Genomic DNA, 24,012 nt, shown 5'->3' with positions numbered 1-24,012 from the left:
TTCCGGATAGGCCAGCAGTGAGCGACGTACGAAGCCCCGACCGTGGAACGGCAGAAGCACTTCCACTCGACACTGACTGGCACCCCTACGTGCTCGGGCCGCGCACACCTGATGTCACGCCGGTCGCCGTCCGCGAGATCACCGGTGACGTCTCCGGCGTCGAAGAGTTCCTCGCCGGCACCGGGGATCTCACGCTCACCTTCAACCCGGACGGTCCCGCTCCAAGCCTCGTCTTCGATTACGGGCGGGAAGTGGCCGGCGTGCCCTGGCTTGAGTTGTCCCGCGTGGCCAACGAGCCCGCAGTCCGCGTCTCGTACACGGAGAGCGGAGCCTGGACCGGCCCCGACGGCGACGACCACGGAAGCCACAACGACAGCGCCAACCGCAGCCGCGTGGAGATCATCACCGCCACCGGCAGCGGACGGCTCACCTCAGGTCTCATTCAAGGCGGCCAGCGATACCAGCGAGTAGCGCTGGAATCACCCGGCGCCGTCACCATCAGCAGCGCTGGTATGCGATTCGCCGCCTATGCGGCCACGCCCGACGACTATGCAGGATGGTTCGTCTCCAGCTCAGAAGAACTCAATCGGGTCTGGTACGAGGGCGCGTACACGGTCCAGATCAACCAGCTCCCCGCCAACACCCTGCCGACGGCCTGGCGGATCGACGACAGCGTGCTCCGAGTCAAGGGCGGCACTCTCGCCGTCATCGCCGACGGAACCGACTGGCAGGACGTCACTGTCACGTTCGAGGCGCAGCTCGTCGAGCGTGCCATCGGCTGGGTAGTCCGCGCCCAGGAAGACGGAGCTCGCGGATACCTGTGCACCCTCCGCGCGACCGACGGGCGCATCGACTCCTTCGAGCTCGTCACCTTCGACGACGGCTACGAGGACCGCCCGCAAGACACGGTCCGTCGCTACTCGCGCCTGGCTCACGTCGAGCTGAGCACTCCTTTCGCCGCCTCCGACTGGCACCGCGTAACCACGACCGTTGTCGGCTCCCGACTCACGGTGACCGTGGACGCGGAGACCGTCGGATCCTTCGAGGTCGCGGACCTCGACGCGACCGCGAACCTCCTCACCTCGGGCTCATTCGGATTCCACGCCATGTGGGGCACCAGCCGCATCGACGTCGAGCACGCCCGCTTCCGCCACCTGACCATCACCGACGCAGACGGCCGGACTCTCTTCGCGAACGCGCTGGATAACTCAGCGATCCTCGAGAGCTTCGTCGGCGACGGGGTCGATTCGCCCGACCCGCTACCCGTGATCCTCGACGGTGGGAAGAGGGACCGCACGGTCTGGAGCGGAGACCTGCTCGTACAGATCCCCAACGTGTTCCACACCACTGGCGCCGAGGAGTACGTCCGCGGATCCATCGAACTCCTCAACGGCTACCAGGAGCCGACGGGACAGTCAGCTGCACGAGTGCCTCCTCTGATGCCATTGGCGGTGGCGCCACAACACGGGCAGACCTACTCCGCCGCGTACTCGATGCACCAGATCATCAACGTCGCGTTGCACCATCTCTACACCGGCGATGTCGACTTCGTCCGCGAACAATGGCCGGCGATTCTGCGCCAACTGGACTACGACCGCTCACTCATCGACTTCCGCGGCCTTGTCATCACGGACGAGTCCAACGGTCTCGACTGGGACTGGTACGACGGGGCCAAGACCGGCGCAGTCACGGCGTACAACATCACCTGCTATCAGTCACTGCTGTTCGCCGCCGATCTGGCAGCGGCCATCGACGAGGTGGAGCTGTCGGCGACGCTGCGGGCGCGAGCCACCAACCTCAAGACCGCCATCAACGCTCACCTGTACGATCCAGAGCGTCACCTCTACGTGCTCTCCGAGGACCGGCGCGCTGGCGTAGCCCAGGACGCCAACGCATTGGCCGTTGTCGCCGGGGTCGTGCCGGAGGGCGATGCCGTTTCGCTCCTGCGTGCCCTCGCCGAGGCGCTTCCTCGGACACCGTTCGGGTTCTCGCCGTTCAACACCCAAACCGGATTCCGCACCGACATCAGCCCATACGTGTCGGGCAGCCATCTCACTGCGCTTTTCGAGGCGGGGCTGACCGACGACGCGCTGGCACTCGTGCACGACCTGTGGGGCCACATGTCGCGTTCGGACCCGCACGCTGTCGGGACCGCCTGGGAACTCGTGGCCACCGATGGCTCACCCGGATTCGGCGCCACGACAAGCCTCGCTCACGGATGGGCCAGCGGCGCGAGCGTTGCACTCACCTCGTACATCGCCGGGGTTCGCCCAACATCCGCCGGGTTCCACACCTGGATCATCGAACCCCAGCCGGCCTCCCTGGACTGGGCGCGTGCCCAGGTCCCCACGCCCGCCGGACCGATCCACGTCTCCTGGAAACAAGTCGACGGACGCCTCGAACTCGAACTCGAAGCGCCGGCGGGCACCTCTGGGATCGTCCGCGTACCCGCAGCAGACGCGGAGTCCGCTCGGCTGCAAGGAGTCGAGGTCGACGGTGGCCCCATCGACCTCATCGCCCAGTCGGACCCGACTACTCCGTACCTCGAGTTCGAGGTGCCCGCGGGCCGATTCACCGTTCGAACCTGACCCGGTCCGCGCCACTTCCATCCATCCCGGACCGACTCGCACCCATGACACACCAGACAGGAACCCCCGTGCAGCACGCCACCGCCACCGGTCAGATCGACTCCGCAGCTGATGCCACGCTGCTCGTCGACGAAGATACGCACCGGTGGATTCCGGGGAGTCGCACCATTCGGTTCGGGGGCGACTACAACCCGGAGCAGTGGCCCCGGGAAACGTGGGACGAAGATATCCGACTCATGCGTGAGGCGGGCGTCAACCTTGTGAGCATCGGCATCTTCTCGTGGGCCCTCCTCGAGCCACGCGAAGGTGTCTACGACTTCAGCTTCCTGGACGACATCATCGACCTGCTCTGGAAGGCGGGAATCGACGTCGACCTCGCCACGCCGACAGCATCACCACCTGCCTGGTTCTACCGCAAGTACCCGCACGCACGCGCCGTCACCCGAGAGGGCATCCCACTCGCCTTCGGATCGCGCGGGATCGTGAGCCCGAGCTCGCCTGAGTATCGGAAGGCCTCCCGCGCCATCGCGTCGCGTCTCGCCGCCAGATACGCCTCTCACCCGGCCGTCGTCCTCTGGCACGTTCACAACGAGTACGGCACCCCCGTCAGCGAAAGCTACGACGACGCGTCGGTCATCGCCTTCCGCGAATGGCTGCGCCAGCGGTACACCGACCTGGAGGGCCTCAACGACGCCTGGGGGACCGCGTTCTGGGGACAGAGGTACGGCGAATGGGACGAGATCGACGCGCCTCGGGCGACAGCGGTTGTCACGAACCCTGCACAGCGCCTCGACTTCGCCCGATTCAGCTCGGAGGCGCTCCTCGAGTGCTATCGAAACGAGCGCGACGCGATCCGTGAGCACTCCACCCAGCCGATCACGACGAACTTCATGGCCATCACGTGCCCGAGCGTCGACCTGTGGGCGTGGGCTGACGAGGTCGACATCATCGCTAATGACCACTACCTGATTGGCGAGCAGGCCGACAACCACATCCACCTCTCGAGGTCTGCCGATCTCTGCCGCTCCCTCGCGCACGGCAAGCCATGGATTCTCATGGAGCACTCGACCTCGGCCGTGAACTGGCAGCCCCGCAACATCGCCAAGCGTCCCGGCGAGATGCGTCGCAACACCCTCGCGCACGTCGCACGGGGCGCCGACGCCACGCTCTTCTTCCAGATTCGAGCCGGGAGGAAGGGCGCCGAAAAGTTCCACTCCGCCCTCATTCCTCAGGCAGGCGAGGACTCCCGCAAGTGGCGCGAAGCCGTTCGCCTCGGCGGCGATGTCGCCGCGCTCTCCCCGCTCCTCGGCTCACGCGCACATGCACGAGTCGCCATCGCATGGGACTGGGCGTCGTTCTGGGCTCAGGACCTCGACTTCCGGCCTTCCGCCGACCTCGACCACCGCGAACGCATCGAAGCCTTCTACGCAGCACTGTGGCGTCGCGGCATCACTGTCGACTTCGTTCACCCCGCCGCGGACCTGGGCACCTACGACGTGCTGTTCGCGCCCGCCTCCTACCTGCTCGATGACGACGCGGCCGAGAACATCCGCTCCTTCGTCGCCGCCGGCGGACACTTCGCCGCATCGTTCTTCTCCGGCATCGTGTCCACGAGCGACGACGTGCCCTACGGTGCCTACCCGGGCCAGCTGCGCGACGTGCTCGGACTGGTCGTAGAGGAGTTCCTGCCTCTGCGAGAAGGGGAAAGAGTAGCGCTCCAGGATGGGGCCCACGGCAGAGTCTGGAGCGACGACATCACTTTGAGAGGTGCCGTCACCGTTACCTCGTACAACGAGGGCCCCGCAGCTGGCGGCCCCGCCATCACGCGCAACTCTTTCGGCGACGGCACCGCCTGGTACGTGTCTACAGCCCTGGACGGCGACGATCTCGACGGCTTCGTCGTCGGAGTGCTCGGCGCTGCGGGGCTGCCGTACTCGCCCGTGTCCGACATCGAAACGGTGACGCGCTTCGGCGAAGACCGGACCTTCGTCGTTCAGATCAACCACGGGGACGTCCCGGGAGGAGCCGGCGTCGAAGGGGTGGACCTCCTCACCGGAGAACGGGTCGGCAGCTCCGAACTACTCGCCGTCGGCGAAGTGCGGGTCGTCGAGGTCTCCTCGTCCAGCTCGGATGCCCGGTCATGAACCTCCGAACGACAGTCGCCACGGAACAGCCCGCGGTCAAGGCTGAGCAGCAGTCGCGGACCAGCTACGTCTTGACGGACCCGGCCGGCGGCTTCGCCGTCGCAACGCGAGGACGTCCGCTCGAGATCGCGATCTCAGACCATGAGGATCCAGCCGTTCACCGCGCTGCGATGGACCTCGCCAAGGACATCCGAACGGTGTCCGGCGCAGAGCCATCGCTCTCCGACGGCTCTTCGGCCGAGCGAATCATCGTCGGGACAATCGGGACTTCTCCCGCAGTCGACGCTGCCATCTCCGCTGGACGCCTCGACGTTTCCGCGCTTCGCGATGACGATGGCGAGCTGCGCTGGGAAGCGTTCCTCGTCTCCGTTGTGGATGACGTGCTCTTCCTCGTCGGCGCAGATCGGCGCGGCACCGTGTACGCGGTCTACGACTTCGTCGAAGAGCTGGGCGTCTCGCCCTGGCATTGGTGGGGCGACGTGCCCATTCGCCAGCGCGACCGTATCGCCGTCGCATCTGACACACACCACGTCGACTGGCCGTCGGTCCGGCTCCGCGGCATCTTTCTCAACGATGAAGAAGAGTTCTATCACTGGGCTCAGGCGCACACGCCTGACGGGACCATCGGCCCCGTCGCGTACGAGCGCATCTTCGAACTGATCCTGAGGCTAAAGGGCAACTACCTCTGGGCTGCCATGCACGTCGGCGCCTTCAACGACGATCTCGAGAACGGGCGCCTCGCCGACGAGATGGGGGTGATTGTCGGCACCCAGCACTGCGACATGCTCCTGCGCAGCAACGAGCACGAGTTCCGTCCCTGGGTCGCCCGTCGAGGCGAGGACGTGCGGTACGACTACTCCATCGAGGGTCGAAATCGAGAGTTGCTGCAGGACTACTGGCGTGAGAGCGTGCAGCAGAACCGCGACTACGAGGTGACGTGGACGGTCGGGATGCGTGGAGTCCACGACTCTGGCTTCATCACGGCAGCCATCGACGACGATGGCACGCTGAACGACGATGAGAAGCTCACCGCACGGGTGGCCCTCCTGGAGAAGATCATCCAGGACCAGCGCACGCTGCTTTCAGTAGAACTCGGCGCAGACCCCACCGAGATTCCACAGCTGTTCATCCCCTACAAGGAAGTGCTCCCGCTCTACGACGCGGGGTTGCAGGTCCCCGACGACGTGACGGTCGTCTGGGCCAACGACAGCTTCGGGCACATTCGCCGCCTCCCGCGCGAGGAGGAGCGCGACCGCAGCGGCGGTCACGGGCTCTACTACCACTCGTCCTACTGGTCGAACTACATCACAAGCTATCTCGCGACCTCCTCGACACCGCTCGCCCTCATGAAGGCCGAACTCCGCCGGGCATGGGAAGGTGGCATCCGTCGCCTGTGGGTAGACAACATCGGAGGCCTCAAGCCGCTCGAGATCGAGATGGAGTTCTTCCTCCGGAGCGCGTGGGAGGCCGGCAAGGAAACGACGACGGCGGACGTCCCCGCGTTCGTCGCACAGTGGATCGACAGCAAGTTCACTGGCCGCCACGGTGACCGCGCAGGCACGATCTACGCCGCCTACTACCAACTCAACAACCAGCGAAAGATCGAACACCTCACCTCGGATGTGTTCCCCCAGACCGGGTACGGTGACGAGGCAGGACGACGTCTGCGCGCGTTCCGTCGCCTCTACGACGAGACGAACGAGATTCTCCTGGGCCTTCCGGAGGACGAGAGGGACGCGTTCTTCCAGCTCTTCGCAGTCAAGATCCACCTGGCGTATTTCACCAACGCCGAGTTCTACTACGCCGACCGCAGCACCAGGTCCGCTGCCCAAGGGAAGCCCTCATCGGCTGACCGCTACTTGGACGTCTCACGCGCGTTCGCAGAGTCCGCGCGCACACTCATCCACCACTACAACCATGTGATGTCAGACGGTCGCTGGAGCGGCATGTTCACGCCGCATGCGTTCCCCCCACCCGTGATGCCGCTGCACCCCGCTGCCACCCCTGCCCTCGAAATCGGGACACCGGGTCTCGGAGTAGTCGTCTGGGGCACCGAGGGTGCGGGATCTCGACTGACCTTCTCACCGCATGGCACAGAGACGAAGTGGATTGAAGTCCACAACACGGGCGGCGGCGTCCTAGACTACGAGATTCAGGCCGACCCGTGGATCGAAGTCGGTCGGCACGAGGGATCCGTCGAGACCGAGGTCCGCATCCCGGTGAGAGTCCGTCACGCCGAACGAACTCTGCCGCGAACCGGTCGTATCCGCGTGTCATCCCCGAGCCTGGGTACTGTGCGAACGGTCACCGTCACGCTCTCCGAGGCCGCGGATGTCGCGCTCGACTATCGCGGCTGGCTTGAGGCGGACAGCTTCATCAGCATCGATCCGACTCGACCTGACTCTTCGCGGGACGGCGCGAAGTCACGATGGGTAAGTACTCCGCACCTGGGTCGCTACTCGAACGGCGTCATCGAGCCTCAACCGGTTCGGGAGTCCGGTGGCGCCGGGGACGCGACGCTCAACTTCAACTTCCACCTGGTTACGGCCGGCTCCCACGAACTTGAGCTCCACCGCCTGCCCACTCTGAACTCCATCGGACGCATCCGCGTCGGTGTCAGTGTCGACGGCGGAGTTCCGGTGACCGTCGAGACGGAAACGACGGACGAGCATCGCGGGTCGTGGTCGGCGGCGATCCAGGACAACGTCGAACGGCTCAGCCTGCGACTGCCGTGGATGGATGCTGGCCCGCACGTCCTCACACTGCATGCCGTGGACGATCACGTGGCGTTCTCGAAGCTCGTCCTCTACACCGGGGATCGTCGTCCCACCAATCTCGGGCCCGACTTCAGCGTGCGCAGCGACAGGCCGAAGCAAACTGAACCGGATCCAGATCCGGCGGATGTGAGCTCCTCGCGGATTCTCACCGAGGCGGCTGAGCTCTATCGATTCTCTCCGTCGGACTTGCCACATCCAGATCAGACGTACGCCGACCGTGCCTTCTGGGACGGCGATACGACTTTCAGGCTTCCTCTCTCGGTGCCTCAGCTTCGGTCCGGCGAGGCCGTGGCATACACGACTGGCGCTGGAGGTAAAGACGTCATCGGAGCGCTCCACGCGGGCGCCGTGGTGGAGTCTGATGGCATCCTCGCGTTCGAAGCCGAGAACGCCCTCAGTCAGGGCGACAGCGCATGGCTTACCCCCGGCACCGCCGGTGAGCAGTGGACACACACGCAAGCCGAAACCGCCGACGGAACCGGGCTGGCGATGCACGTTCGCCCCCGCGGCCTCCGGTGGGATAGCCCGCTCACCGCCCCGGGACTCAACTTCCGTATCCGTGTCAGCCGAGCAGGCATCTATCGGCTGTGGCTCCTAGTGAAGTTCGACGACGACACCGACGACTCGTGTGTCATCGCCGTCGACGGTGTCCACCAGCCCATCGAGGAACAGTTCTCGCGCGGCGCACTCTGCGAGTACGGCCTTCGCCAGCGCTGGCTGTGGGCACAGATCTCCAACGTGGAACTGACCGAAGGCGAGCACACGCTGACGATCCTCGGGCGCGAGTCAGGGTTCCGCGTGGATCGCGTCTACCTCACCCTGGGCGATGAGCTTCCGCCCGTCGACGCCGAATGGAAGGCCAGCCGACGGGATGCCCGCGGACTGGCAGCCAGGAACGTCTGATGGACTCCCACGACACCGGGGCGCCTGTGCGCACAGGCACCGAACCGCGAGATCCAGATCGACTCCTCCCCGCGGATCCGACCACCCGCGCTGTCGCCCGCGATCTGTACGAACGCGTCGCACACGCACCCATCGTGTCTCCGCACGGGCACGTGCCCGTACGGTGGCTCGTGGACGACCAGCCGTTCTCGGACCCCGCGTCCCTCCTGATCTCCGAAGATCACTACATAACGAGACTTCTGCACGCGTCCGGCGTCGCGCTCGACTCGCTCGGCGTCGGTGGCGCTCCGAGCGATCCCCGGCAGACGTGGCGCATTGTCGCCGAGAACTGGCACCTGTTCGCGGGGACGGCCTCGGGCTACTGGCTGGAAGAGGCCCTCGACCAAGTCCTCGAGATCGACGAAGCGCTCGACGCGGACAGCGCCGACCGCGTCTTCAATCAGATTCAGAACCGACTGGACACCCCCGACTTCCGCCCCCGCGCGCTCTTCGAACGCTTCAAGATCGATGTCCTCGCAACAACGGATGACCCGCTCGATGATCTGGCGGGCCACGCCGCCCTACGAGAGTCCGGCCTGCCGGGCCGAGTGATTCCAACCTTCCGTCCCGACCGCTACCTGGACCCTGAGAACACCCAGTTCGGATCCAGCGTCGAGCGTCTCCTCGCCCTGACGGAGGAGACCGCGACGTTCGAGGGCTACCTTGCCGCACTGCGAGGCCGCCGCGAGCACTTCCTCCACCATGGAGCAGTCTCGACCGACCACGGAGTCGAGGAGGCGTACACGCACGACCTCGAGCCGAGTGACGCGCGACGACTGTTCCAACGCGCGCTCGATGGAACCCTCACTCCGGCTGAGGCACGCGTCTTCAGAGGCCACATGCTCCTGGAGATGGCGAATATGAGCGTTGAAGACGGTCTTGTCATGACGCTCCATGCAGGCGTGCTCCGCAACCACAGTTCCGCGACCTTCCAAGCCCACGGTCCGGACACTGGCCACGACATCCCCGTGCGCACCGACTTCGTCAATGGTCTGCGGCCACTGCTGGAACGATTCGGGCTTGAACGCGACTTCCATCTCGTGCTCTTCGCAGTAGACGAGACCGTCTACTCCCGAGAGATCGCACCGCTAGCCGGGTTCTATCCGAGCGTTTACATCGGCGCTCCCTGGTGGTTCCTCGACGCGCCGGATGCCATCTCTCGCTTCCGGGCGGCGGTCACGGAAACGGCGGGCTTCTCCCGCGGGTCCGGATTCATCGACGACACACGTGCCTTCCTCTCGATCCCCGCCCGTCATGACACGGCGCGTCGAGTGGACGCGGGGTTCCTCGCACGTCTGGTCGTGGAAGGAAGGATCCGAACACGCGACGCAGAGCGGATCGCCGACGACATCGTCGGGGCCCAACCGAGGCGAGTGTTCAAACTATGAGCAGTGCCGGCATCGTCACGGCGCTTGCGCGCACCCGCCCGCGCCCTCCTGCCCGGATCATCCACCTGGGGCTGGGAGCGTTTCACCGTGCCCACCAGGCCTGGTACACCTCCAACGCTGTGGACGCGCCTGAGTGGGGCATCGCCGCATTCGCCGGACGCTCGGCGGGCATCGTCAGCGAGCTTGAAGAGCAGGACTGCCTCTACACGCTGATCCAACGCTCCTCGGAAACCGACGAGTTCGAGGTCATCGAATCAGTCGTCGAGGCACACCTCGGTGACGACATCGAGTCCTTCCTGGACATCGTGCGTAGGCCCGAGGTGGCAGTCATCACGCTCACCGTGACAGAAGGCGGCTACCGCCTCGGCGCAGATGGGCAACTGGATCTGACCGACCCCGTCATTCGCGCGGACATCGACGCGCTCCACGCCGGTGACTCGTCGATCCTGTCCAGCGCTATCGCACGTCTGGTGGCGGGCCTCAGAGCTCGGCACCGCGCCGGGGCGCCCGCTCTGGCCGTCGTATCCTGCGACAACCTCGCGGACAACGGTCGTCTCCTTGCAGCGGCGTGTCTCCGTCTCGCCCAGCAACTGGAATCAGAGACGTCGTGGATCGACGAAGTAGCCAGTTTCGTGTCGACCTCTGTTGACCGCATCACTCCCCGCCTCACCGCAGCGGATGTATCTGACGTTGCGGAGCGGACGGGCCACTTGGACCAGGTCCCAGTCGTCACCGAGCCATTCTCCGACTGGGTTCTCGAAGGTGAGTTTCCCTCCGGCCGCCCGCAGTGGGAGACCGCGGGTGCGCGCTTCGTGTCAGACATCCGACCGTGGGAGCTCCGAAAGCTCTGGCTGCTCAACGGCGCCCACACGGTCCTCGCCGCGCTCGGCGGGTTGAAGGACATCGAGACCGTCGATGAGGCGCTGCGAGACAGGGAGTGCGCCAACGCACTCGACGCGTGGTGGCGGGAAGCGCGCAGGCACCTTCCTGGGGACCTGGACCTCGACAACTACCTGGAGTCGCTGACGTCTCGATTCGAAAATCCCCGCATCGCGCACAGGCTCTCGCAGATCGCACAGGATGCGTTCGCGAAGTCTCGGATTCGGCTCGTCCCTGTTGCCCTCCTCGAGCTGCGTGCCGGGCGGCTCCCCTCCGGAGCCCTGACCGGCATCGCAGCAGTCCTCCTCGCCACAGGTGCCGGGTCGTCGGAACTCGAAGTGCGGCGAGCTCTCGATGAGCTGAACCCAGCCCTCGGCTCCGACGGTGTCGTGGGCGAGGTCAGCGCCATCATCGCGCGCTTGCGGACAACTTCAGCGGCATGAACCGCCACAGGCACCGTCCTCCCCACCAGAATCGGAGAATCTCATGCTCATCGACCGGGCAGAAGTCATCGTCACAAGCCCAGACCGCAACTTCGTCACCCTGAAGATCACGACCGACGAGGGGCACACCGGGCTCGGGGACGCCACACTCAACGGGCGCGAACTCGCCGTCGTGACCTACCTCACTGAACACGTCGTTCCCCTGCTCATCGGCGCCGACGCCTCACGCATCGAAGACACGTGGCAGTTCCTCTACCGCTCGGCGTACTGGAGGCGCGGTCCCGTCACGATGGCCGCCATCGCGGCAGTCGACATGGCGCTCTGGGACATCAAGGGCAAAGCCGCCGGGATGCCCGTCTATCAGCTGTTGGGTGGAGCGAGCCGGAGTGGTCTTATGGCATACGGCCACGCATCCGGGAAGGAACTGCCCGAGTTGTTCGACTCGGTGCGCGCGCATCAGGAGCAGGGTTACCGGGCCATCCGCATCCAGACCGGGGTTCCGACGCTCCAAGCGATCTACGGGATCGCCGCTCAGGGCGCCGATGTCGGTGACGCCGACGTCCGCTACGACCACGAACCTGCCCGTCGCGGCGCGAAGCCCGTCGAAGAGGACTGGGACACGCGTGCGTACCTCAACCACCTGCCAGGCGTATTCGAAGCCGTCCGCAACGAGTTCGGTCCCGACATCCCGCTGCTCCACGACGGGCACCACCGTATGACGCCCATTCAGGCGGCGCGGCTGGGCAAGGATCTGGAACCGTACGACCTGTTCTGGCTCGAAGACTGCACGCCAGCCGAGAACCAAGAGGCGCTACGACTCGTGCGTCAGCACACCACGACGCCGCTCGCCATCGGTGAGATCTTCAACACCGTCTGGGACTTCAAGGACATCATCCGGGACCAGCTCATCGACTACGTCCGCGGTGCAGTTACCCACATGGGCGGCATCACGGCTCTGAAGAAGACCCTGGACTACGCCGCGATGTACCAGATCAAATCCGGCATGCATGGACCCACCGACATCTCACCGGTGGGCATGGCTGCAGCGATGCACCTCGGTCTCGCGATCCACAACTTCGGGATCCAGGAGTACATGAAGCACGGCGCGAAGACCGACCGCGTGTTCGAGCAGTCCTTCACCTGGACCGACGGCTACCTGCACCCCGGCGACAACCCTGGGCTCGGCGTCGAGCTGAACGTCGATGAAGCAGGGAGGTACCCGTATGAGCAGGCGTACCTTCCGTACAACCGTCTCCTCGACGGAACTGTGCACGACTGGTGATGGTCGCACCCGAACCTGTCCCGCCTCTCATCGTCGTGATGGGCGTCTCAGCGTCCGGGAAATCGACCCTCGCCGCTGCGCTGGCTGACCAGCTCGGCATCGGGTGGATCGACGCAGACGACCTACATCCGGCTGAGAACCGCGCCAAGATGGCGTCCGGGATTCCGCTCGATGATTCAGACCGCTGGCCGTGGCTCGACAGCGTGGGCGATGCGCTGACCCGCGCCGCGGAGGAGGGCGGAGTAGTTGTCGCCTGCTCTGCGTTACGCCGAATCTACCGTGACCGACTCCGCGCCGTTGCCGGGGAGCGGCTTGTGTTTGTACACCTTGACGGTTCGCGCGAGATGTTGGAAGCGCGCGCCATCGCCCGCCAGAACCACTTCATGCCGCCGGCTCTTCTGTCCTCACAATTCGCCACACTGGAGCCGCTCCAGGTAGACGAGGAGGGCGTGACTATGGACGTTGCGCGACCAGTCACCGATCTCGTTGCCGCGTTCGTGACGGAGGCAGGTCGACCTCCCCTAGAACCGAGGAGTCTCTGAAGACCGGGTGAGGCCGCCGGTCTGCCGACCCAGGTGGGCGTGCCGTCTTCGGTACCCGCGAACTTGTGCTCCGGCGTCAAGGGTGGGCCTTTGGGGTGGGGTCGAACCCCGAATCCCTTGTCTTAGGCGGAACCACACCGCGTAGCCTGGTTCAGTACGTCGCTGTCTCACCGATGCGGGGCTGCGCGCGCAAAGGACGAACCGCCGGCTCGGATGCAGAAGCGCGAGAGGTGGTGGCGCCCGCATGACCAGGCTGCGGATCGTCCTGCCGCGCGCGGACCGCCATCAGGATTTATCACTGCTTACCGCGAGAAGGTGGCGACTCAAATCGCGTCGAGACCCTTCGAAATCCTTCCTGACGATCTCGCGACACGCCCGAACCACGCGAGGCTCGGTCGCGGGCTCCGGGCGAAGGTTTCCCGGTCGATGGCGATTAGCCCGAACGTGGGAGCCCAGTGCCCCCATTCGTAGTTGTCCACCGCGGACCAATGCATGTAGCCGCGGACGTCGACGCCGTCGTCGACCGCCTCGACGACTGACCGGATCGCATCTCGCGTGAACCTAATCCGGACGGAGTCGTCGGAAGTAGCGATTCCGTTCTCGGTCACCAAGATCGGCGTGTGAGCGCCTCGTTCCCAAACAGAGCGCACGGCAATGCCAATCGCCTCCGGTTCGTACCGCCACCCCATCTGCGTGTTGGTGGGGTCCTCCGGCGCGGGGACGATTCCCTCAGCGTTGACGATCTGGGTCGTATAGCTCTGCACTCCGATGAAGTCGTCACCCCTTAGCGAATCAATGTAGAGGTTCTCCCACAGTCGTTCGATCTCCGGGAAGACATCCTCGCTGCCCTTCTCGGGAGTTAGGTTCTGAATCGCCAGCGACATCCCAATCTTTGCGGTGGTGCGCTCGCGGAGTACGGAGACGGCGACTCGGTGCGCTGCGATCACTGTCCGCCCGATGCGTTCCTCGGGCGCAGCGATCCCCGTGGCGATGGTGGGTCCAGCCTTCGCGGAGTCATCGCCATCGCCATCGAGAACCGCCTGGAACATCCGGCTGATAAACGCCAAGAGGTTCCCTTCGTTTATTGTCACCAGCCACTTGACGCCCTCCAGGATCGGAGCGATCCGTTCGATATAGCGACCAAAACGCTGTGCGGCTTGGTCGCTACCCCAACCGCCGGCAGCGGTGAACCAGTATGGATTGCTGAAGTGGTGGAGGGTTACGACGGGTTCGAGCCCCAGTGACAGTGACGTTTCAATCACGCGTCGGTAGTGCTGGAGAGCATCCTCAGAGAACTCGCCCTCAACGGGTTCGATTCGGGCCCACTCGATCCCGAACCTATATGCGTTCAAGCCCGAGTTGGAGAGCAGCTGCATGTCTTCCGGATAACGATGGAAGCTGTCGACGGCGCTCCCAGATGGCTCCGCAATGGGGGAATGCTCGAGATTCTCGACGTACCACCAATCGCTCGCGGTATTGTCGCCCTCGGTCTGGTGCGGAGCGGTGCTCGCACCCCAAAGGAACGTGGTCGGGGTTTCCATCATCGAGCTCCTACTCGTCATCGGCGCTTGGTCAGGTAGACAGCCTCTACAACCGTCCAGACCGTCTCAGTGCGCCTGCCTCAAAGTGTTCGGTGCGTAGGCGCGGAATGCAGCTACAGGAAGCCGCATCAGCCCAGCTCACTTAGCGCTCTCCGTCGGCACAGCGACTCTCGGCGTTGCTTCATCTCTTAAAGGTTCCTCCGCCGTTCGACGCTGCGCTTCGACGACGGCCGCCTCTACGCGAAGCTCGAATCGGCGACGCTGACGCCGAATCAACCGCAGCGCACCCAGTACCGTTGCTCCGGTCACGAGTGCGAGCGCCATCTGGGGCCAGGGCACCGACCAGACGATGAAGTCGACAGACACAGGAGATGGATCGCCGGGAAGGCTGTCGGTGCCGACGGCGGACGCGTTGACCTCCACGAGACCGAACCCGAGGAGCAACGGCAGAATGTGCAGCTCAACCGACTGGGCGTACGTTTCGCCCGGAAGAATCTCACGCGTTGCGATCTCGGCGTCTGCGACGCCGATCCCTAAGGGGCCCGCGACTTGGACTTCGCCGGTCGCGCCAAGGCGCACGTTGCCGTTGTTCAGTAGGCGGTAATCGATGCGCACCCGCCCGGGCGCGAACGGATTGAAGCCCGCAGCCCATGAAACAGCGTCGATCTGTGGGGTTAGTTCAGCCACGATGTCGCCGAGGACACGCAGGTGAACCCGGACCCCCACTCGGGTCGCGAACTCGACGTCCTCGCCCTGAACCTCGGCGAGTTCTGCGACTATGCCGGCGGGGTGGTCCCCAGGCGTAGCGTCGACCGGGACGTCAATCTGCACTGGTACGGCGACAGCGGACTTAGCTGGCACGGTCAGGAAGAGGCCACCCTCGGGACGGACTTGTGAGTCCGCCGCCGGGCCGATTTCAATCCACGCTCCTCCATCTCTGGAGGACTGTTCGTCGCTGATCAGATCGAAACTGCCGTCTTCCGTTATTGTTCCGTCGCTGGCGTAAACAGCGAAGCGACTCGTGTGGTCGCTGAAGTTTGTGACTACCACCGAGTCGGACACATCAGATCCGGCGTCGATTTCGTACCGAAGCGAAACTCGGGTTTGGCCGTCCGTGCCAGTTGAGGGCTGTATTGCCCAGGTCGTGTCCGACCCCCATGCCGGCGCACCGGGAGCCACGACGATAAACACTCCACCGACCACCACTGCAAACGCAGAAAGAGCCGGCGCGCGACGTCTCCGGACGTGTTTGGGAACGTAACGGTCAAGCAGCATCGTCCAGCGTCGCCTCACAATGATCCACCTCGCTAGCGTTGGGCGGTCGGTCGCTTTGAAAGTTGAACGAACGCGAGTTTTTGTTCATAGGCATCATGTTGCGCGCGGGCGCTTCTATGAAAATGCCGGGCTTACACGGAAGCGTAGGACTGTATTGAAATCCGAGTAAACACCAATATTGAGTCTTGCGCATCAATATTCGGCGACCCTAGCATTGCGACATGTGCGCGACGCCTCGCGTCTCGTGCGGCCACGATAAGAGGAGACATCGATGTCGATACCCCTACGCGCCCATCGACGGGCGCGAGTTGCCATTGCCAGCACCGCCGCCGTGCTGCTCGCCGCTGCAGTGGCACCTGCGGCGGCTTACGCCGAGGAGGATGCAGCCAGCGGGACGCTTACCCACGTGACCTATTTCTCGGACACGCTGCAACGCGAGGAAGGCGCGTGGGTCTACGTGCCACCGCAATACGACGGTGAGCACGCTTTGCCCACCACTTATGTGTCGCCGGGCGGCTGTCGCGGGGAGGGCTACTGGCTTGAGCCAGCCGGGCCGGCTATCACCCTGGAAGACCTCGATGCAGTGTTCAGCGACGGGGCCGTGCCACAGGTTCTAGTCATGGTCAACGGCGCCGTCGGGTCGAACTTGCTGGGCAGTCCGCTGGAGGACATCTACGGGCGCGTAGTTGTCGATGATCTGATTCCGTACATGGAGGCGAACTTCGACGTCAAGACCGACGGAGCATCACGTGCCATTGCCGGCAACTCGTGTGGAGGCGTCCAGGCGCTGAACACGTTCCTGACCTACCCGACCGAGTTCTCCCAGCTCGGTATGTGGAGCACAGGATGGTTCCCCGCGACCCGCGCTCTCATTGATTCCGACCCGGCGATTCAAGCGAAGATCACTTCCCCCGAGTTTGTCGGGCGGGTGTCCTACGTCGAGGCTCGCGATGGCGCGGATGACAATCTCGCCGGGCCAAACCTCCTGGCTACGGCCGAACTCTTGGCGAAGTATGGCGTTGAGACTCAGAAGTACGTGCGCTTTCCGGGCGTCGGGCACGACGACGTCGCGGGCAGACTTGCCCTGCTGCAGGGCCTCGGCTCTTTCTTCCAGGGCGCCGGCTCCGGCATCGACGTGAAGGCCGAGATCGCGGAGGGCGAAGCAGGTGCACTCACCCTCACAATCGGAGCAAACGACGGTGTCACCTTGAGCGGTGGAAACGCTGGCGACCGTTTGCGGCTCGACGGTGTGTTGCCCACTGTCACCGTTTCGGATTCACGCAACGCGATCCAGGCGGCGGGCGGTGGCTGGGCGGTGTCTGGTAGGGCATCCAATCTCGCGTCCAGCGAGGGACAGCTCAGCGCTGCGCACCTGGGGTGGACACCCCGAGCGCTCAACACCAAGCCCGGCGTCGAAACCGGCGCAACCACTCCGACTGCAATCGACGGCGGTTCTGGCTTGTCGACGTCGTCACGACTCGCTGAGGCAGGGAACGCCAGCCGAACCGGCTCGGCGGTGCTTAGCGCGGACGTGTTCTTGGAGGCCCCGGTCGACACCGCGGGCGGCACGTATACGTCGAAGATCACCCTGTCGCTCTTCCCTGTCGACTGATATGTAGTGCCTGCTTGTCAAGAGGGCATGGCGAGGCGCCGCCCGGGAGTGGTTCCGGGCGGCGCCTCTTGCTTCGCGGATCTAACGGTGCGGTGAGCGTGTCTTCGACGCGCGGTCAGTCTGATATTCGCGGGTGGGTTGCCGCAGGACGGTGCTTTCGGCAGGAGCGGGACTGCGTGTCTAGGAACGAGCGTGGCCCGGTGATCGGGTTGCTCATAGTCGAGTCGCGGGTCGCTCCTCGCGCTGCCACCGGGTGGTCGGATCGCGAAGCGGCTCGGTTGGTCAGTCGTCCATGACCGCCAAGGACCAGCACCAGCCGGCCAGTTCGCGGGCGACGGCGATGTTCGCGATCGTGTGTCGTTTGCGGCGCTGTCCGAACCGTACCCACCGGTCGTGCAGCCGCCGGTTTCCCAGGTCGCCGCGAGCTCTCGCGACCGCGGACGCGAGTTCCCAGCGGGCGCGCATGACTGCGCCGACGCGATATTGCGGCTGGTGGTGCCAAGCGGCTTCGACAAGCAGCCCGCGGGCGTGTCCGTTGCCGGTCTTCGTGATCGGCCCCTGCACGCGGGACTGCCCGGATGAGAACTCGGAGGGAACCAGCCCGACGAACGAGCCGATGCTGTTCCCGGTGAACCGTTCCCAGTCGCCGATCTCGACCGCCAGAGCGAACCCGGTCAGCGTGCTCACTCCGCGCAGACACCCCAGTCGGCGCACGATCGGAGTGAACTCGTTGTCGTTCGCGAGGTCGCCGATCGCCTTGTCGAGTCGGTCCCGTCGCGCCTTGATCTGCAGCACCGTCTCATACTCCGCATCGAACGCCGCCCGCGACGCGTCACCGGCCAGGTGCTGCTGCGTGAGCCACCGGTCGTGCTTGGTCGTCCACGCGGCGCCGTCGTCATGCACAATCCCGTGCCGCAGCAGCAGTTTGCTCAACCGGTGACGGGCCCGCATCAGATCACCACGGCAGTCCTCACGGGCCCGCACCAGATCCCGCGCGGCCTCCTGATCGGCGGACGGCACCGAGACCGCAGTGATCTCGTCCAACCGCAGCAGGCGGGCCAGATGAACGGCATCCTTCGCGTCGGTCTTCACCCGATCGCCGGACGGGCGCTGCAGCTTCGACGGCGCAGCGACCACGCACCGCACCCCGGCCGCTGTCAGCGACCGGTGCAGCCCGAACCCCGTCGGCCCGGCCTCGTACGCAACCGCGACCGGACCCGGAAGCCCGTGAACCCACGCCACGATTCGATCGTTCCCCGGCGGCAGCTTCGTCTGGAACAACTCGCCAGTGACGCCATCGATCGCCGCTGCCGCGACCGATCGGGCGTGCACATCGAGCCCAACACTCGTACGCTCAGTAAACACGGGGCCTCCCACAACTGTCGGATAGACCGGGCGGACCATTCGCCCGGTAACCCACGAGTTTTGTGAGCGAGGCCCCGTCCCGCGACCCCCTCACCAGAAGGGGGCCACTACATACCGTCTAGGTCTGGCGAGAGCTCGCGGGCACTCGTGGACGTGTCGGAACCGGCCACGGATCAGACCTTCCCTGGCGTGCCGTCGATCTGACGCCACACCTGCCACGGATTGGCATCGAGCACGGGTTCGGGAAGCAGCTCGGCGGGGAACGACTGGTAGCTGACGGGCCGGAGGAACCGATCGATGGCGAGCGATCCGACCGATGTCGCCCGAGGATCCGACGTCGCGGGGTACGGGCCTCCGTGGACCATGGCATGACCGACTTCGACGCCGGTGGGCCAGCCATTGAAGAGGATGCGACCCGCCCGCTCCTCTGCGGTGGCGATCAGCTGGCTAACACCCTCGTCGGTCTGGTCTCCGTGGATCGTCACCGTCAACTGGCCCTCGAGACCCTTCAGGATCTCGATCATCTGGCCGACGTCGCGCACCGTGACGATGATCCCGGCAGCACCGAACACCTCTTCCTGGAGCGCCGTCTCAGAGAGGAAGGTGGACGCATCGACCGCGAAGATCTGCGGCGTGCCCGAGTGGGCGATCTCGTCGTCCGCCTCACCCTCGGCGACCGTCGTCACACCGTCGGTTCGCGAGAGTTTTGCGGTTGCGTCCGCATAGGCCGCTGCGATACCCGGAGTCAACATCGTGGCATCGGGGGCGGCGCTGACCCGACGGCCCGCGGAGGCGATGAATGTGTTCGCGGCATCCCCTGCGGGAACGAAGACCAGTCCGGGATTCGTGCAGAACTGACCTGCGCCGAGGGTCAGCGATCCGATCCAGGATGCCGCGAGCGCATCCGCATCCGCGAGCACCGACGGCAAGAGGAAGACGGGATTGATGCTGCTCATCTCGGCGTACACCGGAATCGGGACGGCGCGACGTGCGGCGGCTTGTACGAGCGCCGATCCGCCGCGGCGAGAGCCGGTGAAGCCGACCGCAGCGATCGCGGGATGCTCCACCAATCGCTTTCCGATCTGCTCGCCGCGTCCGAAGACCAGGGCGAACACCCCGGGGTGCAGGCCGTTCGCAGCCACCGCATCGGCGATGGCCCGCCCCACGAGTTCCGACGTACCGGGATGCGCACCGTGCGCTTTGACAATGACCGGGCATCCCGCGGCGAGTGCCGAGGCGGTGTCGCCGCCGGCGACGGAGAACGCGAGGGGGAAGTTGGATGCGCCGAACACCGCGACCGGCCCGAGCGCGATCTTGCGCAGCCTAATGTCAGCACGGGGCACAGGGCTGCGGTCCGGCTGAGCGCGGTCTATACGCGCATCGTGGAAGACTCCTTCGCGCAGCACGTCTGCGAAAAGACGCAGCTGTCCGGTGGTGCGGCCCGTCTCGCTCACGGCGCGCACACGCGGCAAGCCGGTCTCGAGAACGACGCGGTCCGCAAGGACCTCCGCGATCGCCTCGAGATTTTTCGCGATCGATTCGAGGAGCGCAGCCCGCTGAAGCGGCGTCGTCGCACGGAACCTCGAAAAGGCCTCCGCCGCCAGCGACGCCGCGCGATCCAGCTCCTCCGAACCGATCAACCCGACGCTCGGCTCGAGCTCGACTCCGGTTCGGGGATCGATCGCGGCGATCTCCCCGTCGCCCCCACGGACCGATCTTCCGCCGATCACGGAGGCGCCGAGGATATCGGTCGGGGATGCGGCCGTGCGTGCATCACTCGGATCGGTCATCGTGAATCTCCATCTCTGTCTTCTTCCGGGGGGCGCAGGTGAACGGACAGCGGTCTCTCCTGTAGCGGCGAGCCCGGCTCCCTTTCGGAACGCCGGCCCCGATGCGGGGGGCTGTGCGCGGCGACCAGGACGACGGAACCTCCCCGCCTGTGGGACGGCGAGGAGGTTCCGATCGGTCCGGTCGACCGCCTACTTCGCGGCGTCGATCGAGGCCTGGATCTCCTTGATGAACTGCTCTGCGGCGTCCACGGGCTCGACCTGCCCGAACAGGACCTGCTGGTAGTAGCGAGCCAAGGTCGCGTCTACCGTGCTCGCGCCGTTCGGGGTGATCGCGGGCGGGTTCTTCACCTGCTCCGCCATCGCGGTCGTGAACTCGAGGGTGAGCATGCCCGCAGGATCCAGGCTGGACTCGATGGTGTCGCGCGCGGTCGGGTTCGCGGGCACCCCACGGTCCGTCCCGAACAGCTTCGCCACCTCGGGATCGCTCGTGAGGAAGCTGATCAGCGCGGCCGCCTCGGCCGGGTGCTCGCTTCGCGACGACACCGTCCAGTACTGGACGGGCTTGAAGTACTGGAAGCCCTCCACTGTCTCGGAGTCGGTCGGCCAGTTGCCGACGATCAACTCCTGGGTCGGAGCGGCGGCCTGATACGACGCGAGCTGGCTCACACCGGCGAAGATCATGGCGACGCGCCCGAGCGCGAAGTCAGTCTGGTCCAGAGTGTTCGCCGTGTTCTCGGCGATGTGGTCAGCCGTGGGCGCGGCGCCTGAATCGATCCAGCTGAGTCCCTGCTCCCAGGCGCTGGCGATGGTCTCCGGAGAGACGACGAGATCGCCCTCCTTGTCGTAGAAGTCCTCGCCGTGCTGGCGGGCCCAGACGTTGACCGCGAACGAATCGATTCCGAGCGCGAGGGGATTGATGCCCCACTCCGCTCCGCCGGACTCATCGGAGACGGTCTGGGCGATCTCGGTCAGGTCGTCCCACGTCCAGATGTCGAAGTCCGGGATCGGAATCCCGTACTTCTCGAGGAGCGTCTTGTTGATCAGCACGCCGTTCGGCGTGCCGCTGATCGGAAGCGCGTACTGAGTGTCGTCGACGACGCCCGACTGTAGGATGCTCTCGTCGATGACGCTGGTATCGAGCTGAGCACCCACTTCGCTCAGGTCGAGCAGCGTTCCTCGATCCGCGTACGACGCGAGGTACAGCTGGTCGAACTGGTTTACATCGGGCATGTCGTTCGCGGCGGTGCTCGTCGCAAGACGGTCCCAGTATCCGTTCCAGTCGGAGAAGGATGTCTCGACGGTTACATTCGGATAGGCCGCCTCGAAGAGCGCGACGGCTTCCTTCGTCGCCTGCGTGCGGGCGTCGCCTCCCCACCAGTTCAAGGAGATCGTCACCGGCTCGTCACTGAGCTCGGCAGATTCTCCTCCCGCGCCACCGGTGGCGCAGCCGGCGAGGCCGACGGCGGTCATCATCGCGATTCCGGCGAGCAGGATTCTGCGTCGTTGCATGCTGTTCATTGCTTCTCTCTTTCGGGTGTACAAGGTGCGGGCAGTGAAGCTATTTGCCGCCGGTCGTCGCGATTCCCTGGAGAAGGAACCGCTGACCGAACAGGAATACAAGGAAGATCGGGACCAGCGAGACGATGCTCATCGCGAAGAGCGCACCGTAGTCGGACTGCGTCTGCGCGTCGATGAACGATCGGAGCGCCACCGGAACGGTGTAGAGATCGGGTTTCGTCACGAAGATCAACTGGCTGAAGAAGTCGTTCCACGTCCAGATGAACGTGAAGATCGCCGTCGTAGCCAGAGCGGGGACCATGAGGGGGAGCATGAGCTGGAAATAGATCCGCGCATGACCGGCGCCGTCGATGCGAGCTGCTTCGTCCAGTTCTCTCGGGATGCCACGGATGAATTGGACCATCAGGAAGATGAAGAACGCGTCCGTCGCCAAGAATTTCGGCACGATGAGGGGCAGGAACGTGTTCAGCCACCCGATCTGCGAATAGAGCACGTACTGAGGAATGATCAGGACGTGGATCGGCAGCATGATCGTGACGAGCATGATCACGAACGCCAGCGTCTTGAATCGGAACCTGAGCCGCGCGAAGGCGTAGGCGGCCATCGAGCACGAGATGAGGTTCCCAATCACGCAGCCGAGCACGATGAGCGCGGAGTTCAGCAGATACGTGCTGAAGGGATGGCTGAGCGCATTCCACCCATCCGGGTAGTGGCTGAAGTCGAACACGTCGACGAACAGGCCGGCATTCCCGAAGATCTGATCGTTCGGTCGGACGGAGCTGGCGACCATCCACAGCAACGGATAGAGCATCACCAGGCAGATCAGGACGAGGCAGAGGTGCTTCACGACGGAAGCGACCCGACGTCCTCCGAGTCCCGCGCGAGTGGGCCGCGGGATGGGGGCGCCTGGGGGGAGGACGGCGGTCACGGTGGCAGGCGCGATCGTGTCAGTCATCGTAGAAAACCCAATACTTGGAGGCCCAGAAGTTCAGGGCGGTGAATGCGCCGATGATGATGAGTAGCAGCCACGCCAGCGCGGAGGCATAGCCCATCCGGAAGCTCTGGAAACCCTCCTGGTACAGGTAGAGGGAGAAGAACAGAGTGGAATCCGCGGGTCCACCCGAGCCACCCGAGACGATGAACGCCTGGGTGAAGGACTGGAATCCGCCGATCAGCGCTAGGACGAGATTGAAGAAGATGATCGGGCTCAGCATGGGAACGGTGATGTTCCAGAACTTCCGCCACGGCCCGGCTCCGTCCGTCGAGGCCGCTTCGTAGAGTTCCCGCGGGATTTGACGGAGCCCGGCGAGGAAGATCACCATCGGCGCACCGAAGGTCCACACATGAAGCAGGATGATCGTGCCCAATGCCGTGTCCGGAGAGGCGATCCAACTCTGACCGCGAATCCCGAACACCTCGAGGAAGGCGTTGAACAGTCCGTCGGCGCCGAAGACGAGTCGCCACAGCACGGCAATGGCGACGCTCGCGCCGAGAAGCGAGGGGAGGTAGAGGATCGATCGATAGAACGCCAGGCCACGGAGCCCTCGGTCCAGAAGCATCGCCAGGAGCAGTGCGGCGATGAGCTGAAGCGGTACGGAGACGAGCACGTACGTGAAGGTCACGCTCAGAGACTTCGCCAGGCGCTCGTCGCCCAGCATGCGCTGGATGTTCTCCAGTCCCGTGAATTCGGGGGTTTGGAGCAGGTTGTAGTCGGTGAACGCGAGGTACAACGAAGCCAGCATGGGTCCGAGCGTGATGGCCAGGAGGCCGACGATCCACGGCGCGAGGAAGATCGCGGCGGCCTTGTTGTCCTTGCGGCTCTCGGTGTCGTTCGCCGTCGAACCCTTCTTGCGACTGAGCGAGCGGATCTCGCCGAGCGCGCTCACGAATCCCCACCGCCGACTCGACGGTGCCGAGTGCTCGGCG

General features: G+C 65.0%; 15 protein-coding genes. 8 read left to right on the top strand and 7 right to left on the bottom strand.

The window, feature by feature from the left end:
* The first annotated feature begins 17 nt into the window (after positions 1-17).
* Genes BKA10_RS16965 through BKA10_RS13145 form a run of 7 tightly spaced genes read left to right on the top strand, consistent with a single transcriptional unit; the run spans position 18 to position 12,985 of the window.
* Complete coding sequence (locus BKA10_RS16965) at positions 18-2,588, top strand: alpha-L-rhamnosidase C-terminal domain-containing protein (protein ID WP_183500312.1); 2,571 nt, start codon at positions 18-20, stop codon at positions 2,586-2,588.
* A gap of 44 nt (positions 2,589-2,632) precedes the next feature.
* Entirely contained in the window at positions 2,633-4,732 is a 2,100-nt protein-coding gene (locus BKA10_RS13170) for a beta-galactosidase (protein WP_183500310.1), read from the top strand.
* Complete coding sequence (locus tag BKA10_RS13165; protein ID WP_183500308.1) at positions 4,729-8,412, top strand: glycosyl hydrolase 115 family protein; 3,684 nt, start codon at positions 4,729-4,731, stop codon at positions 8,410-8,412. The genes BKA10_RS13170 and BKA10_RS13165 overlap by 4 nt, the downstream gene beginning before the upstream one ends.
* Positions 8,412-9,839 carry a glucuronate isomerase gene (gene uxaC, locus BKA10_RS13160; RefSeq protein WP_183500306.1) on the top strand — a complete coding sequence of 476 codons (1,428 nt, stop codon included), beginning with the start codon at positions 8,412-8,414 and terminating at the stop codon, positions 9,837-9,839. Before BKA10_RS13165 ends, uxaC begins: the two co-directional genes overlap by 1 nt.
* Positions 9,836-11,161 (top strand): mannitol dehydrogenase family protein, encoded by a 1,326-nt coding sequence (locus BKA10_RS13155; RefSeq protein WP_183500304.1) that lies wholly within the window; start codon positions 9,836-9,838, stop codon positions 11,159-11,161. Before uxaC ends, BKA10_RS13155 begins: the two co-directional genes overlap by 4 nt.
* A gap of 43 nt (positions 11,162-11,204) precedes the next feature.
* Positions 11,205-12,443: a D-mannonate dehydratase ManD gene (manD, locus tag BKA10_RS13150; protein ID WP_183500302.1), complete on the top strand. Its 1,239-nt coding sequence runs from the start codon at positions 11,205-11,207 to the stop codon at positions 12,441-12,443.
* Positions 12,443-12,985 (top strand): gluconokinase, encoded by a 543-nt coding sequence (locus tag BKA10_RS13145; RefSeq protein WP_183501207.1) that lies wholly within the window; start codon positions 12,443-12,445, stop codon positions 12,983-12,985. The genes manD and BKA10_RS13145 overlap by 1 nt, the downstream gene beginning before the upstream one ends.
* A 323-nt stretch (positions 12,986-13,308) precedes the next feature.
* Here the strand turns inward: BKA10_RS13145 and BKA10_RS13140 are convergent, their stop codons facing one another.
* Positions 13,309-14,526, bottom strand: a complete 1,218-nt coding sequence (locus BKA10_RS13140; RefSeq protein WP_241740152.1) for a family 1 glycosylhydrolase — start codon at positions 14,524-14,526, stop codon at positions 13,309-13,311.
* 138 nt (positions 14,527-14,664) lie between these two features.
* Positions 14,665-15,801, bottom strand: coding sequence for a COG1470 family protein (locus BKA10_RS13135; RefSeq protein ID WP_183500298.1), 1,137 nt, complete (start codon positions 15,799-15,801; stop codon positions 14,665-14,667).
* Positions 15,802-16,072: 271 nt separating this feature from the next.
* On the opposite strand from BKA10_RS13135, the gene BKA10_RS13130 reads away from it, so the two are divergent.
* Positions 16,073-17,413, top strand: a complete 1,341-nt coding sequence (locus tag BKA10_RS13130; protein ID WP_183500296.1) for an alpha/beta hydrolase — start codon at positions 16,073-16,075, stop codon at positions 17,411-17,413.
* 282 nt (positions 17,414-17,695) lie between these two features.
* Here BKA10_RS13130 and BKA10_RS13125 read toward each other — a convergent pair whose 3' ends face one another.
* The 5 genes from BKA10_RS13125 to BKA10_RS13105 all read right to left on the bottom strand — a co-directional run bounded on the left by BKA10_RS13125 (position 17,696) and on the right by BKA10_RS13105 (position 23,972).
* Complete coding sequence (locus BKA10_RS13125) at positions 17,696-18,817, bottom strand: IS110 family RNA-guided transposase (RefSeq protein ID WP_206686879.1); 1,122 nt, start codon at positions 18,815-18,817, stop codon at positions 17,696-17,698.
* 134 nt (positions 18,818-18,951) lie between these two features.
* Positions 18,952-20,568 (bottom strand): aldehyde dehydrogenase (NADP(+)), encoded by a 1,617-nt coding sequence (locus BKA10_RS13120; protein ID WP_183500292.1) that lies wholly within the window; start codon positions 20,566-20,568, stop codon positions 18,952-18,954.
* Positions 20,569-20,757: 189 nt separating this feature from the next.
* Positions 20,758-22,077: an ABC transporter substrate-binding protein gene (locus tag BKA10_RS13115; RefSeq protein WP_183500290.1), complete on the bottom strand. Its 1,320-nt coding sequence runs from the start codon at positions 22,075-22,077 to the stop codon at positions 20,758-20,760.
* A 49-nt stretch (positions 22,078-22,126) separates the two neighbouring features.
* A complete protein-coding gene (locus BKA10_RS13110) occupies positions 22,127-23,041 on the bottom strand; it encodes a carbohydrate ABC transporter permease (protein WP_183500288.1) in 915 nt (304 codons plus the stop codon).
* On the bottom strand, positions 23,034-23,972 hold the full coding sequence (locus BKA10_RS13105) for an ABC transporter permease subunit (protein WP_183500287.1): 939 nt from the start codon (positions 23,970-23,972) through the stop codon (positions 23,034-23,036). Before BKA10_RS13105 ends, BKA10_RS13110 begins: the two co-directional genes overlap by 8 nt.
* Between the last annotated feature and the right edge of the window lie 40 nt (positions 23,973-24,012).

The organism is Microbacterium invictum (assembly GCF_014197265.1).
Classification (GTDB): domain Bacteria; phylum Actinomycetota; class Actinomycetes; order Actinomycetales; family Microbacteriaceae; genus Microbacterium; species Microbacterium invictum.
The sequence above is the reverse complement of the archived record's forward strand: the minus strand, read 5'-3'. Positions and strand labels throughout refer to the sequence as shown.